The organism is Promicromonospora xylanilytica (genome assembly GCF_054782895.1).
This window is the reverse complement of record NZ_BAAGRP010000010.1, coordinates 51020-64827: the sequence shown is the minus strand read 5'-3', so window position 1 is coordinate 64827 and position 13808 is coordinate 51020. Positions and strand designations below refer to the sequence as shown.

At 67.4% G+C, this 13808-nt stretch carries 15 protein-coding genes and 1 pseudogene; 4 read left to right on the top strand and 12 right to left on the bottom strand.

What is annotated here, in order from left to right:
• Window positions 1-64 precede the first annotated feature (64 nt).
• Window positions 65-256: a hypothetical protein gene (locus tag ACYVK7_RS12250; protein WP_460887989.1), complete on the bottom strand. Its 192-nt coding sequence runs from the start codon at window positions 254-256 to the stop codon at window positions 65-67.
• An 850-nt stretch (window positions 257-1106) separates the two neighbouring features.
• Between ACYVK7_RS12250 and ACYVK7_RS12245 the strand changes: the two genes are divergently transcribed.
• Entirely contained in the window at window positions 1107-1601 is a 495-nt protein-coding gene (locus ACYVK7_RS12245; RefSeq protein WP_460887988.1) for a GNAT family N-acetyltransferase, read from the top strand.
• Between the two features lie 10 nt (window positions 1602-1611).
• Here the strand turns inward: ACYVK7_RS12245 and ACYVK7_RS12240 are convergent, their stop codons facing one another.
• From ACYVK7_RS12240 to ACYVK7_RS12230, 3 genes are all read right to left on the bottom strand, one after another.
• Window positions 1612-2310 (bottom strand): GNAT family N-acetyltransferase, encoded by a 699-nt coding sequence (locus ACYVK7_RS12240; protein ID WP_460887987.1) that lies wholly within the window; start codon window positions 2308-2310, stop codon window positions 1612-1614.
• A complete protein-coding gene (locus ACYVK7_RS12235; protein WP_460887986.1) occupies window positions 2307-3506 on the bottom strand; it encodes a class I SAM-dependent methyltransferase in 1200 nt (399 codons plus the stop codon). The genes ACYVK7_RS12240 and ACYVK7_RS12235 overlap by 4 nt, the downstream gene beginning before the upstream one ends.
• Before the next feature lie 291 nt (window positions 3507-3797).
• Window positions 3798-5018 (bottom strand): helix-turn-helix domain-containing protein, encoded by a 1221-nt coding sequence (locus ACYVK7_RS12230; protein ID WP_460887985.1) that lies wholly within the window; start codon window positions 5016-5018, stop codon window positions 3798-3800.
• Between the two features lie 295 nt (window positions 5019-5313).
• On the opposite strand from ACYVK7_RS12230, the gene ACYVK7_RS12225 reads away from it, so the two are divergent.
• Genes ACYVK7_RS12225 through ACYVK7_RS12215 form a run of 3 tightly spaced genes read left to right on the top strand, consistent with a single transcriptional unit; the run spans window position 5314 to window position 7114 of the window.
• The gene (locus ACYVK7_RS12225) at window positions 5314-5625 is read left to right on the top strand and encodes a hypothetical protein (protein ID WP_460887984.1); all 312 of its coding nucleotides are present in this window, start codon (window positions 5314-5316) and stop codon (window positions 5623-5625) included.
• Entirely contained in the window at window positions 5622-6758 is a 1137-nt protein-coding gene (locus tag ACYVK7_RS12220) for an HAD family hydrolase (protein WP_460887983.1), read from the top strand. Before ACYVK7_RS12225 ends, ACYVK7_RS12220 begins: the two co-directional genes overlap by 4 nt.
• A 23-nt stretch (window positions 6759-6781) precedes the next feature.
• Complete coding sequence (locus ACYVK7_RS12215; protein WP_460887982.1) at window positions 6782-7114, top strand: hypothetical protein; 333 nt, start codon at window positions 6782-6784, stop codon at window positions 7112-7114.
• Here ACYVK7_RS12215 and ACYVK7_RS12210 read toward each other — a convergent pair.
• The 8 genes and pseudogenes from ACYVK7_RS12210 to ACYVK7_RS12175 form a co-directional block, all read right to left on the bottom strand.
• On the bottom strand, window positions 7101-7700 hold the full coding sequence (locus ACYVK7_RS12210; protein ID WP_460887991.1) for a hypothetical protein: 600 nt from the start codon (window positions 7698-7700) through the stop codon (window positions 7101-7103). The genes ACYVK7_RS12215 and ACYVK7_RS12210 overlap by 14 nt on opposite strands.
• Before the next feature lie 36 nt (window positions 7701-7736).
• Window positions 7737-8087 (bottom strand): annotated as a pseudogene (locus ACYVK7_RS12205) (alcohol dehydrogenase catalytic domain-containing protein); the annotation flags it as partial.
• The gene (locus ACYVK7_RS12200; RefSeq protein ID WP_460887981.1) at window positions 8084-8794 is read right to left on the bottom strand and encodes an HAD family hydrolase; all 711 of its coding nucleotides are present in this window, start codon (window positions 8792-8794) and stop codon (window positions 8084-8086) included. The pseudogene ACYVK7_RS12205 and the gene ACYVK7_RS12200, both read right to left, overlap by 4 nt.
• A gap of 4 nt (window positions 8795-8798) precedes the next feature.
• The gene (tyrS, locus tag ACYVK7_RS12195; RefSeq protein ID WP_460887980.1) at window positions 8799-10187 is read right to left on the bottom strand and encodes a tyrosine--tRNA ligase; all 1389 of its coding nucleotides are present in this window, start codon (window positions 10185-10187) and stop codon (window positions 8799-8801) included.
• A 98-nt stretch (window positions 10188-10285) separates the two neighbouring features.
• Window positions 10286-11317: a nucleotidyl transferase family protein gene (locus ACYVK7_RS12190; RefSeq protein ID WP_460887979.1), complete on the bottom strand. Its 1032-nt coding sequence runs from the start codon at window positions 11315-11317 to the stop codon at window positions 10286-10288.
• Complete coding sequence (locus tag ACYVK7_RS12185; protein WP_460887978.1) at window positions 11314-12081, bottom strand: glycosyltransferase family 2 protein; 768 nt, start codon at window positions 12079-12081, stop codon at window positions 11314-11316. The genes ACYVK7_RS12190 and ACYVK7_RS12185 overlap by 4 nt, the downstream gene beginning before the upstream one ends.
• Complete coding sequence (locus ACYVK7_RS12180) at window positions 12078-13127, bottom strand: hypothetical protein (RefSeq protein ID WP_460887977.1); 1050 nt, start codon at window positions 13125-13127, stop codon at window positions 12078-12080. Before ACYVK7_RS12180 ends, ACYVK7_RS12185 begins: the two co-directional genes overlap by 4 nt.
• A gap of 11 nt (window positions 13128-13138) precedes the next feature.
• Window positions 13139-13807 (bottom strand): class I SAM-dependent methyltransferase, encoded by a 669-nt coding sequence (locus ACYVK7_RS12175; protein ID WP_460887976.1) that lies wholly within the window; start codon window positions 13805-13807, stop codon window positions 13139-13141.
• Window position 13808 lies beyond the last annotated feature (1 nt).

The following is a 13808-nucleotide window of genomic DNA, read 5'->3' as shown; positions in this document are numbered from 1 at the left end:
CCCATCGAGTACGAGACCATCATGAACCCGACCGTCAGCCTGGCGGCCTAAACCCAGCTGTCACCTATCGGCGCACCAGTCCCACCACGTCATGGAGCCGGCCGCTCATCAGGCGCCGAGCCTTGTCGGTGGAGCACAGCAGGGCGTCTGCGCGTTCGTTCGCCTGGACGGTCAGTTCCACTGCTTTGGTCACCACCGCCCACGGGTCGATGGCGCGCACTGTCGCAGCGGCGCGCAATACCTCGAACGCGGCCACGGCGGCGTCGTGCGGGGTCTGTCGGTACCGGCGGGCCAGCGCACCGAACCGGTGGGCGCAGTACTCAAGCAGAGCCCCAGCCTCCGGGTCGGTGGCCCAGGCACCCGGGCCTGCGTCATGAAGTCGGTACAGGAGCCGACGCAGGCCCTCGGGCGAACCAAAGTCCCGAGCCCGGTCTGGCTGAGCCGGTGGGGCCATCGTTGTCGTACGGGCGGCGATGTTCATGTCGTGCACCGTGACATGTGCCTGTACCCGTCGAGGTACCGCACGACGTCCCCCAATACGTGATTTCTGTAGTCCGGGCAACTGGGGGACATGGCGTACCCGCAGGTCAGGAGCACGGCATAGATGTCCCCCAACTCGCGCAAATTGGTGGCGAAGACTGGCGACCCTTGGCGCCGTGGAGTGCTCAGGTCGCCGCGCATAGCGGGACCCACCGGGCGAGCGCGTGGCTTCTCGTTCATAGGGGCGACTGTGCCGATCGAACGCACGCTTTCCGCACACCCTGGAGCGCACACCAGGCCGCACACCTGCTGGTGTGCGGCGCATACGCCCTGGTCAGGGCCCGCACACCAATTCGACGACGCGGGGCCCAATTCACGGTCCTGTGTCACGGCACCCGAGGCTGATACTGCCCCAGATCCGGCGTGGTGCGAGTGGGCGGCGAGGTCGGCTGCAGGCGACTGGTCGGTGTCCATGCCGGCCACGCTGGCACATCGAAATCGCGCCAATCGCGACCAGAAATAATCGCGCCCGTGCTCGAAGCGATAAGGATCCGCCGGTCGAAAACGCAGGCAGAGGCCCAGGAAAAGCCTCGCGACCATGAGCTGTCAGGTGCCATCGTGAGCCGATGAGCGAGCCACTGGTGCGACCCGCGGTCCTCGACGACGCCGAGGCGATCGCCGTCGTGCACCACACCTCCTGGATGCAGACCTACTCCGACCTGCTTCCTGCCGAGCACTGGGAGACCGACACCGTCAAGAGCCGTGCGCAGCGGTGGCACGAACGGCTGTCCGATGACGCTCCGGGGCACCTCTCGGTGGCCGTCGTCGACGAACAAGTGGTGGGCTTTGCCAAGGCCGGACCCACCCGGAGGAAGAACCGCGTCCCGTCGCCAGTCCGATCTGATGAGCTGTGGGCTCTCTACGTGCTCGGCGAGCGTCACGGGACCGGGATCGGCGCTCTCCTGCTCGATGCCGTCCTACCGCCCACTGCGCCTGCCGAGCTCTGGGTGGTCGACGCGAACCCACGTGCCCGCAGGTTCTACGAGAAGCACGGCTTCACACCGGACGGTGCCAGGTTCATCGATGACCTCAACTTCGTCTTGATCCGCATGGTGCGATGAACCCGTGCCGCTAGATCTGCTGATCCGGGGGATCGATTCCGAACAGTCGGCGGACCGGCGAGACACCTTCGAGCACGATCTCGGCACGCAGAACGTCCGGGCGAGCATTCCAAAGTTCCCTGGTCATGCGGTAGCTGTTCTCGACAGCTCTGCCTCCTTCGCGGGCGGTGGCCCGCGACCCGTTCGCCGCGTATCCGAGGCGGCGGGAGACGGCGTTCGAGGCAGGATTGTCGTCGTACGCCTCGCTGACCATCTCCGCCGCGTCGAGTCCTTCGAAGGCGAGGTGCAGCGCCATGAGACGCATACGGGTGCCAATGCCCTGGCCGTGGTGCCGAAGCCCGAGCCAGGAGCCGGTGTATCCGGAACGAGTGACCAGGAAGTCCTTTGCGGAGACTTGCTGTTCTCCGACGATCTCGCCGCGGCTGAACACAGACAGCGACAGTGCCCAGTCGTCGGCCGCGGTCCGGCCTCGGTTTCTCCATTGGTGTGCGAGCACATTCCGCTGGACCTCTTCCCGGGTACCGCGAGTCCAGGGCCATGAGAACGGTACGACGTCGAGGTCGTGCACGCCGTCGGCAGCGAGGCTTGCAAGCGCGAGCAACTCGCCATCGTCGGGCAGGCGCAACTCCAAGTCATCCCAGCGGACCTGTAGCCCAAACGTTGGCATGACAGCGCTCAGGCCGGATCGGGCAGACGCTTGCTGGTTCATGGGCGGGTCGAAATCGGTGCACTACTGGTGCCCGCCATCGGCCAGCTGATAGTCAATGTGCCGTGTGGGCGTGACAGGACTGTCACGGACGGTGGGACATCGTCAGGTTCGGTGCCGGTGGGCCACCATTGGAACAACGGTTCGGTGCCACGGTGCTCGGCGCCGTACCGGGCGATCGTGTCCGCGAGCCGGCGGGTGATGCGGGTCGCGTCGGGGCCTTTGCCGATCGCTCCGACCTCGACCGTGGTGTCGGTGGCGGGGCGGCGGTGCAGGGCCGCGAAGGATGCGCCGTCGACGAGGGCCGGGTAGAAGGACTTGTCCGAGCCGCGGTCTGCCGGGTCCTCGGCCCCCATCGCGCAGGCACCCGGTTGGACCAGGAGGTAGGTGAGCAGGTCGAGCCAGATGGTCCCGTTCTGGTAGGTCACACCGGACCAGGCTTCGACCGGCTCGGAGGCCAGGACGTCGTCCGAGACTTCGAACGATTCGGGGACCTCGCTGGCGAACTCGAATGTGACCGGCTTGCCTGACGGGCCTGTCCGCCGGGCGGACGGAGGGTTGAACAACCCTGCACCCTGCAAGGGGACGAAACCGCCCGGCACGGTCGACTCCGAGATCAGCCGCCCGTCGCGCTTGCGCAGCCCGATCACTCGCTGCAGTCCTGGTGCGAACCAGAGTGGGACGACCATGATCCCGTCGGGTGCGAGCTGCTCGATCCACGTCTGGGGCAGGGAACTGGGGGAGACGGTGACCATGATCCGGTCGAACACACCGCGCCCGATGGGCTCGAACGCGTCGGCGGTGACGACCTCGACGCGGCCGGCCAGGCCGAGGTGTTCGAGGCCGGTGCGGGTGTGGGCGGTGACTCCTTCGTCGATGTCGACGCTCACCACTGTGCCGGTGGGGCCGACGAGGTGGGCGAGCATCGCGGCGTTCGGGCCCCCGGACCCGATCTCTAGCACACGCTGGCCTTCCTGGACCTGGGCTTGTGCCAGGTTGCCCGCGTGCATCGTCGGTGCGGACAGCGAAGACAGGATCTTGCCGTCGTCGGCGAACCTCGTCTCGACCACGTCGTTGATCGCGTACGGCAGCTCGGCCGGCGTTCCAGCCGGCGCGAACACCTCGCGCGGTACAGCACGGAATGCGGCCTCGATCGCCGGATCCGTGAGAACACCGGACTCGATGAGCTCAGCAATCATCCGCTCGCGCATTGCTTCGGAGGTCGGCCTATCTTCAGCCTGACTGCCGGTGGGCGCGTCGGTCTGCGTCATGTGTTCCCCCTGTGAGTCGATCGCGTGTTCGACGGCGTCGTCGACGGTACAGCTCGGAAATCAGTCGGGAAGGCCGGCGTTCTGGACACGCGTCGTCTGAGAATCCGAGCATGGGTACTCGATGTCTATGCCGTGCAGCATGTGCCCAGGCGACAGCCAGCTGTGGGCTGCGTCAGATCGGCTATCGGCGCGTCAGTCGCCCGCAGCGGTGCTACCAGGTCACCACTCGGGGTCGGGTCCGAGCCACGCGCGGAATCGTGCAAGAGGCTCGTTCGACCTGCGGTGCGTACGGACGAGGAGGTTGGTCACCTCGCGCACGGCGGGGTGATGCCGGGTCTGCTGGGGTGCTGCTTGCTTCGCCACCATCAGGCTCTGGAGCGACTTATCGTGCTTGCCCTGCCAGAAGTACGCGCGGGCGAGATCGGTGTGGTGGTGAGCGACTCGGGTGGGCAGCCGGGTGAGCATGTGGTCCGGTAGACGCGTCTCCTCGGCAAGGGCAAGTGCTCGTGGCCCGTCCCCGGACTCTACCGCGGAGGCGACGCGGTAGATCGCGACGTTGGACGGGCCGAAGGCCATGTGCTGCCAGTCGTTGTCCGTGTCCGTGGTCAGGTGGGTCGAGATCTGCCGAGCTTCTTCGACGTGGTCCATCGCCAGAGCCAGGTCCCCGGCGCGCCCGGCAAGCAAGGACGAGCGTAGGTGCAGTGACCCGGTGGCGAGGAGGGCGGCGTCGTTTTGCCGGCTGCCTGGTTCGATCTCGGCGCGGACTGTGTCGAGGAGGCGCAGGCCTGGTTCGTAGAGCGCGTCGCGCATGATCGAGGTCGTGCGCATCCAGGCGGCGAATCCCTTGGCGGCGGGGTCGTTCGTGAAGGACGCGATCCACTGGATGCGGTCCTCCACGCTGGCGGCGAGGTCTTCGTAGCCGGTCTGGTGCGCGACAGTGTGAGCGGCGTGAGCGTACGCGAGCAGAACCCTGCCGAGGGCGTCGCGTTCCTGCTCGTCGTCGGTCGCGTGGACCATCGCGAACGCTTCGGTGAGCAGGGACGGGAGGATCTCGGCGAGCCGCCGGTTGCGGCCGAGTTGCAGCTTGTGCGCGACTTCCGTCGCGTCCGCTTCGAGATCGCTCAGGGGGCGGGGCCTGTGGCCCAGCTCGATCGGGAGATCCCAGGAGTTGAGAGCGCGCCGCAGGTCCGGGATGTACCTGTGGATGCGGTCTCGTTGAGGCTCTTCGGTGTCGTACGGCTGTCCGGTGAGCACGCCGGCATCGACCCGCAGAGCGCGGGCGACGGAGGCGAGTGTGGACTGGGAGCAGTCACGCTCACCCTGCTCCACCTTCCGAAGCATCGACACACTGATCGTCGCAGCTTGTGCGAGGGCGATCTGGGTCATGCCGCGCTGCTTGCGGTGCGCCGCGATCCGCTTGCCGATCAGCTCGTCGTCCATCAAGAGTCCCCGCGATAGCAGTAGGTGGGCATCCACACCCTACGCCTGAAGGCGTTCCAGCAACCGACCCTAGGCAGACGGTCTAGACGCAAGTGCCACAGAAGTGTGGCACCTGAAGGCCTTGACTTCGTGACGTTGCGTGAGGCCAGCCCAACCGGCATATGGCCCTTGCCAGGTGCCACACGACTGTGGCACCAGGCGTCTTGCCCCGCACCGAAAGTTGATCGTGGCAGCCCGCGATCCAGGCGGGTTCGCCGTCCAGACGACTGACTACGGGCCGGTAGAGGGGGCTGTGATGGGACTTCAACTGCACCATCGAGGCGGAGCGTCGGACGTTCCTGATCCGCTCACCCTCGCGCTGGGCGTCGCTTTCGACACCGTTAGGACAGTGGGGCCGGAGCGCATCGAGATCGTCACCCTGACCCGAGGCCGCATCTGCCTGCAGCCGACCAACCTGAACGAGGGCGAGCAGATCGCACACACCCTGGGGTGTGACCTTCCGCTGGATCACCGTATGTTCGTGCCCGGGCATACGTTGTGGGCCGGTGAACGCGACGGCCTGGAGGTCCAGATCCGGTCGGCGCTGCGTCGAACGGTCACTCGATGAGCGCCACCGTCGCCACGTGCGCCCGCGTGCTCGTGGCACTCGACATCGATGGGACGCTTTTAGACGACGAGAGCCGAATCCCGTCCGGGACGGTCGAGGCGTTGGACTTGGTCCGGGCCGCAGGACACAAGGTGGTGCTCGCGACGGGACGGTCGCTGGCCGGACTGCTGCCGATCGCGCTCCGGCTGGGGCTCACCGACGGCTTGGCGGTGTGCTCCAACGGCTCGGTGACCGTCCGTCTGGACCGGTCCGCACCGTCGGGGTACGACATCGTTGCCGCCCGAACCTTCAACCCGGCTCCCGTGATCGGCCGGGCGGTGGATCTGGTTCCGTCTCTGCGGGTCGCCGTGGAGGAGGTCGGTTGGGGCTGGCGGACAACCCACCGGTTCGCTGCGGGAGAGCTGAACGGGCAGCAGAAGCTAGCCCCTCTGGACGACCTGACAGCAGTGCCCGCGACGCGTGTCGTGCTCTCCGGCCCCGGCATCCGCCGATACACCGAGGTGCTGGGCGGGACTGGAGTCACGGTCGTCCCGACGGACACCGACTGGGCCGACGTCACCGCTCTTGACGTGAACAAGGCGGCCGCGCTCGACCGTGTCCGCGAGCAGCTGCACATCCCGTCCGAGCGCACCGTGGCGGTGGGGGACGGCGTCAACGATCTCGACATGCTGGCCTGGGCTGGGCGATCCATCGCGATGGGGCACGCGCCGGCAACCGTTCGTAGCGCCGCCGACGAGACGACCGGCAGCATCGCAGAGGCTGGTGTCTTGCCCGTACTGCGCTCGCTCGTCCCGGCAGTGGACTATTCGCTCTCGCGGCTAGCCCAACAGATCACCGTGGCCGCGCAGACCGCACCCGGCCCGGTGGTCCTGAGGGTGTGGCACGGCACCGGGCCGGACCTGAACCGGTGTGAGGCCTGGACCCTCCGGACCGGCCGGTGGGTACGGCACTCGCCGATCCCGTCCGGCGTCGGGACCACGATGCGTGCCATCGAATCCGCCGCGCTGGAGGCGGGCTTGCCCTTTCCCCGCGGGGATGAAGGGCGACGTCGCGCCCAGTGGCGCAGCGTCACCTCCGGTAACGGGCCGGCTGGGTTCGAACTCCCCGTCACCAACCCTCAGCCAGCTCTCTAGTCGACAGTTCGAGGAAAGGCGACATGACCACGCTGGTGAGCAGATCCGCACTCGACACCGCCCTGACGGTCATCGTGGTATGGGTCCCGTCCGGCAGCTCCACGACAATCGAACGCTCGGCGGAGTCGCTGCGTGCGGCGGCGCAGGCGCGGGGAATCGACCCGGTCGACGACGTCGTAGACACTGGCCGGGTCCTGGCACTCGGGCCGCTCCTGCGTACGGTCCAGCAGCACGGCGCCACGAGGGTGCTCCTGGGCGTCGGCGGTGGCCCCGCTATTGGCACTCCCGCCTGGCACGGCATGCAAAGGGTCTTCGTCGCCCGCGCCGGAGCGACCCTCGAGATCATCCGCCTGTAGTCCTGCCCCCTTGTGGGCGCATCACGAGTCGACGCCGCTCTTCGGCACGATCCACGACCGACCCGAGGGCCTCAAGACCTCCAACATCCACGAGCAGCGGCCCAAAGGCTGCGCGAGAGCTCGTGAGCGTGGCGAGGGCAAGGCCGAAGTCGTCTCCGTGGCGGCGGCAGAACGAGAAAGAACCGACCAGTCGCACGGATCGTCGGAAGATGTCACGCAGCGGCGTCCCGAGACCAACGCCCGGATGGTAGGCGTTCTGGACAACGACGGTGCCACCGTCACGTACGAGGTCCAGCGCCAGGGTCAGCGGGGCAGGTGACGATCCGGAAGCGGCATCCACAACGACGTCGTAGGGATTCGACGTCGTGGCCTCCTCGAGCGAGACGAACTGGGCGTCGATGCCGGCGGCGCGTTCATCGAGCTGGGTGCCTCGGTGAACGATGGTGACATCCCAGCCGATCAACGAGCCGTACGCCGCCGTCAGCAACCCGACCGTCCCAGCACCCACGACCGCGAGCCGACCAGGTCGCTCTAGGCCGGCACAACGCAGGCCATGGATCGCGACGGCCATCGGGTCGGCGAGCACTGCCGCTGACGCATCCTCGGGAGCAACCGAGTGGAGGTTCGCCACCGGGGCGACGACGTGTTCGGCGAGCCCGCCCGGGAGATCCCAACCGATCCGTCGAAGACTCGGGCACAGGTGCGTGCGGCCATTGAGACAGGCCTCGCACCGGCCGCACGGTACGAGCGGGTCAACCGCAACGAGAGGTCCCTCAGCGACCGTTCCGACGATCTCGTGGCCGGGCCGCCACCGCTGCGGGAGATCGAACGAGCGCGGGGCACGCAGCTTCGGCAGGTCAGAACCGCATACGCCGGCCTGACTTACCGTGACGACAACCTCTCCTGGACCCGCGGCGACATCGGGTACGTCTTGAACTGCAACGACGCCGTCGTGTACTTCCCACGCTCTCACCGTTGCGCTCCGATCCAGGCGGGTACGGCATCGACGTCCGGGAGGGCCTGGCCGTTCCACCCGTCGTGCTCTCCAAAGGAGAGAGCAGATTCGCCTCCTCGGCGTCGGACGCGCACTGCCGTCATCCTGAGACGTTCTGCGCCCCGAAGTTCGTCGCCGCCACCGTCGCCGACATAGAGCACGGTGTCGTCGGCAACGACGTCGAGCTCGCTCAGTGTCCGTCGGTAAAGAGACTCGTCGGGCTTGATCGCACCGGCAGTACACGAGAAGACGGTGCTGCCGAAGCGCGGTGCGAGATTGCTCGGAGCCCAAGCCTCGGCGATCTCCGGGCTCGCATCGCTGAGCAGTCCCATCCGGAGGCCGGCGCCCGACAGCGCGTCGAGCGCAGTGAGTACGGCCGAATCGGCACGCAGCCGTCGAGAAGCAAGGCATCTCCAGGCTTCCATCACAGCGTCCAGCCTCAGGGCCTTGCCACCGACCTCAGCCAGCAGATGAGCACTGAGCTGCTCGACCGTCTTCAAAGTCCCGTCGTGGCGAACCTGCCAAGACCCTCGGAGGTAATCGAGGACGTCCACCACCGGTCGCTCGACGGCAGCCGCGAGAACGGCTGCCGCCGAGGAACGGTCGGCGACGGTCGGCGCCGCGACCAGGGTTCCGAAGAGGTCGAAGACGACGGCCCGGAACCTCCCGTCGGCGCCCCCGACCATGGGCTCAGCCGGCGATCTTGGCCAGCTTGCGGCCGACCTTGAGGAAGACCTCGCCGGCCGTCGTGTCGATCCTCGCGAGAACCGCCGCCAGGCTCTCGCGGGCGTCGTCCGGCGTCAGCGTCGTCTGCTCCTGACCACCATCGGTCTCGACGACGATTCGCAGTCCATTCTGTTCTGCGACCCTGCGCACGTCGCCGTTCGACTTGGCGAATCTGAGGCCCTTCACGATCTCGGTGACCGGGAGGTCGAGGTCAGCCACGATCGGAAGGTCGGAGACGTCGCTGAAGGTGCGCTTCGAGAACTGGGCAGTGAACTCCTCACGGGCCTTCATCGCGGCGTCGACACCGTGGATCGCAGCGGTGACCTCGCCCGCGAGGATCTTCTTCAGGTCCATCGGGTGCAGGGTCCCGGCATTAAGCCGCTCGGTGACGACGGCGAGCTCGGCATCGGTCCACTCCGACAGTGCGCGGAAGTACGGCTCGACCAGCCGGTCTGGCACCGACATGAGCTTGCCGAAGATCTCGCCTGCCGGGGCCGCGACAGGCACGTAGTTGCCCAGCGACTTGGACATCTTCGCCCCTGTGCCGTCGGTGCCCTCGATGAGCGAGGTCGCCGCGACGATCTCGGGGGTCTGGCCGCTGATCTCCATGACCTTGCGGCCCATCTGCATGTTGAGGAACTGGTCGATCCCGCCGATCTCTACGTCACTGTTGATCTCGACCGAGTCCAAGGCCATGACGACGGAGTAGATCAGCTCGGCCATCGACAGCCCTTGGCCAGCCTCGAGCCGCTTGCGGAAGTCCTCGCGCTGCAGCGGCATCGAGACCGGAATCCTCGCGAGGATCTCGATGATCTGCGGAAGCTTCACGTCACGCAACCAGTCGCCGTTGTAGCGGAACTGGGCGTGCGAGAAGTCGAAGAATGGGGTGACCTGATCCTTGTAGGTCGCAAGGTTCCGGGCGATGTCCTCGTCGGTCAGCGCCGGGCGCTCGTCGGACCGCCCCGAGGGGTCGCCGATCTTCGCGGTCACGTCGCCGACGATGAAAACGACCTGGTGGCCCATCCTCTGGAACCGGGACAGCAGCATCATCGGCACGGAGTGGCCGATGTGGACCTCGGAGCCGGTCGGGTCGATGCCGAACTTCGCGATGAACTTCCGATCCTCGGCAGCGGCCTTCGCGACGCGCTCGGCGAGCGCGGCCGTGGACGGCTGGAGCTGCTGCGTGCGGGCTGCGATCAGGTCGGCCTGCGCGGACGGCGAGAGGTCCGACAGGTCCATCGTGCGGCGGGCCGTGGTCTCGCTGAGCAGATCCGTGACCGCCTGATAGCCGGCCAGGTCCGCTCCGCGCAGCAGCGTGGTGACGGTCTGGACGGACTTGGCGAGGCGAGTCATGGTCGTCTGCTCCTGAAAGTGAGTGGTGAATTCGTGCTGGCAGAGCCTATCGGTGGGGCGGCCCGGCTGCGGTTCGAGATGCGTCATGTGGAGCCTTGTCACCGTGGCCACAAGTCGATGAGAGACGTGAGATAGTCGGCCAGGTCGTCGACCTCACGCCGCCACTGCGGGCCGCCTTCGAGGCAGTGCCCGTGCAGCGCCGCGAGGCGGTCGGCGTCATAGTGTGGCAGCTGGCACATGAGCTGGTAAGTGACGCTCACCTCAGGAACGAGCGGCTCGTCCTGCAGCAGCCGGCGGACCTGGCTGCTCGGAGTGTCCACGTCGATCGAGGAGCCAGCGATGGACTTGGAGAACTTCGGGTGCCCGCCGAACCCGTTGACCATGCGCGTGTAGACGGCACTCAGGGAGAAGTCCGCACGTAGCGGTGCATCCAGGTCGATACGCCGCCGGGCCTCCTGCGCGAAGCGGACGTACTTGTGCTCGTCCAGCCCGAGCAGCACCAGCACGGCGTCGTGCTCCTGGCCGAGCACGACGAAGTCGGCGGCCATGAGCGCGAGCGACATGCTGCGGCGGAACGTCATCGTGCCGTCCACCAGGCCGCGTGACGCGTAGTAGGAGTGATTGGCCTCCTCAGCAGCGTCGAAGTCGGGCTGATCGACGTACCGGGCGAGGAGGTACATGGATTCGAGCGTCGGCAGGTGTCCGACCTGGGTTCGGAGGATGCCGCGTTGCGGATCGAAGCCGAGGCGCACGGCGTACTCGCGAAACTGCGCGGCCAGCTCGGTGACCTGAGCAAAGGTGCGGGCCTTGCCGTTGTAGGCATCGAGATCGCCCAGGACGATCTGGCAGGTCTCGCCGCCGCGCTGGAGCTCGACCATCTTCAGGATGTGCGAGACGGTCGCCATGTGCGGTGCACCGGACATACCGAAGCCGGTGGTCACAGCCCGGCGTTCGACAGGCGTCGCGGCGAACCGCTCGCCCCGGTGGTGGCACAGGTAGCGAGCATTCAGCGTGGCAGGGTCGAGCCCGGCCAGGGCGAAGCCGAACTGGTCGAGGTCGAGCGTCGTGTAGCCGTGCTCGGCGACCACGTCGCGGTAGTACGGCTCGGAGAAGAGGACGGCGTTCGTCATCGCAGGACTCCTCGTTCGATCTGCTTGGTGGCATCGGCTCGGTACGTGGCGGCTCGGTCGCGGTAGGTGCTCCGGAGCCGCTCCAGCTCTGCCGCCTGCGTCCAGGCCGGCGGGCTGCTCGTGAGCGCATCGAGCCGCTCGGCGACGTCGTCGCAGACATGCGCCATGTACTCGGCGAAGACGCCGGGCGTGATGCGGTCGGTCATGCTCCCGGCATGGACGCGGTATCGGGTTAGCGGATCGTTCAGGACGGCACCGCGCCCGAGGTCGGCCAGGACATGGAAGAAGAGCTCGTTCGTCACAGGCAGCAGGTCACGGGCATGCGCGGCGCGCACGACAAGCGTGCTCGTCGCACCGCCAGGGTGCGTGTCCTCGACGAAAAGCCGGCCGCGGAAGTCGACGACGCGCTCAGCGTGCTGGATGAAGGAGATCTCCTGACGGGCCAGGGCAGGTGCGAGGGTGCGGAGCTTGTGCGGCTCGAACGCGTCGTCCGCATCGCACAGTGCCACCCACTCGCCGGAGGCCTCCGTGACGGCTCGGGTCAGCGCGGCAGGGAAACCAAGATGCGGCTGCCGGACCACACGCACACCAGGGAACGTCGCGTAGACGTCCTCGCTGCCATCGGTCGAGCCGTCGTCCACGACGACGACGTCGGTGAGCCGATACCCGCCCGGTTCCTGAGTGATAGCGGACCGAATCGCCTCGCCAACGTAGCGCTCGTAGTCGTGGTTGATGACGACGATCGTCACGCTTGGGCCGCTCATGCCGGCACCTCATAGACTGCGACGTGCGCCGCGAGGATCTCCTCGTGCTCGGAGCGCCGGAACTCGGCGAACGCCTCGCGGTTCCACCGGGACCGTTGCGCGACCCGATCCGGGACGGCCTGGAGCGCCGCCACCAAGCGCTCGCCGAACGCGTAGGGGTTGCCGTCGGTCCAGTTGAACCAGATTGGATCCTCGACAAGGTCTCGCACCCGCTCGTGTTGCTGGTCCAGGAACCCGACGCGCGAGACCACGGGCAGCAGTCCGACGTCGAAGGCCAGCTCAAGCTGACCGGAGTGCGTGCCCCAGAGGTACGGCAGCAGGAGCGCGTCGGCGGCGTGGGCCGCGGTCGTGATCTCTGTGTCCGTCGGGTAGCCGCGCATGGTGACTTCGATCCGGGAGTCGCTGCGCGCTGTGTCGATGAGCCGATACACGTCGTCGCGGTCCGCGAGGTGGGTTGGGCTGATCCCGCGCATCAAGAGCTGCAAGCTGTCGTCGGGCTGGGCGGCCAAGGACCAGTTCACGACGGTCGCGAGCTGCTCGCGATTCGGCCGCGTGGCTCCGAAGAGGAGATATCGCGTGGAGGGCTGGCTGGGCCGCTCGGCTCGCACGACATCGTCCGGGTGTACGACGAAGCCGTGCGGGACCACGGTCGCGTGACAAGGGCTGCCGACGACGTGGTCCACCTCGGCGGCGGCCCCGGGCGTCAACGTCACCCACTCCACGTCGGCCTTCGCCAGCAGCCTGAAGCGCTCCTCCAGCGCCTCCTGCGATCCGAACATCGCGCGCAGGTCGTGCACCGTATGGACCACGTGAACTCCGGCGTCACGGCATTCGGAGAGGAGCCGTTCGAGATCGTCGATCGCCTCGAACTCCACGTGGTGCAGGTGAACGACGTCGACCCAGTTCAGCGGCCGGTGCTCCACGAGCCAGCGTGCCGACACCGCGGCGGGCACCGTGGCGCCGTCGGGCAGCGTCTGCCCGTTGACAGCTTCGATGCCTCCGCCATCGAGCTTGCGTGCGTATGGGGTACTCGCGGGGAGATGCACGACACGAATGCTCATCGCGCTGCCCCAGCTTCCCGAACGACAACGAGCTGGGTGGTCAACCCGCCACCCGCGTCGTCGCTGCGGGTCAGCTCCGCGCGTTCGACGTCCAGGGGGAAGCTCTCGACGAACGCCCGGAACTCGTCCTGCGCCCACTCGCGTACGTGCGCGGTGTTCCTCGGCTGCGCGAGGTTGCCGGTGCCCGAACGACGGTCTCTGGCCGGGGTCGACAGGACGGCGCAGGCGGCGCCCTGGTTCAGGAGTCCGTAGATGAGCCGCATCGCGGGGCGTGGGTCGACAAGGTGTTCCAGGACGTCGCAGCACACGACCACGGACCGGGCCACGGTCTTGGGGGCGAGATCGAGGCTCGTGGCCGTCTCGAGGTTTGTCTCGATCCATTGGCCTGTCTCGTAGTTGTCGCGGCACCAAGCGATGTTGGAGCCGTAGTCCACCCCGACAACCTCGATCGTGGGGTCTGCGACCGTGAGGGCGACGAGCTTCGCGGCCTTGCCGCAACCCAGATCGATGACAGTGTCCCGCCCGTGGGCCTTGGCCAGGGCGAGCGTCTCGGGGTAGACGTCGGGCTGCCAGGTAACGCCGTCGTCGACGTCGCTGAAGTACTCCGGGGGGAAACGCTGCTCGTAACCGGTACGTAGGAAGTGGAGGGTCGGATCCAGGGTCATG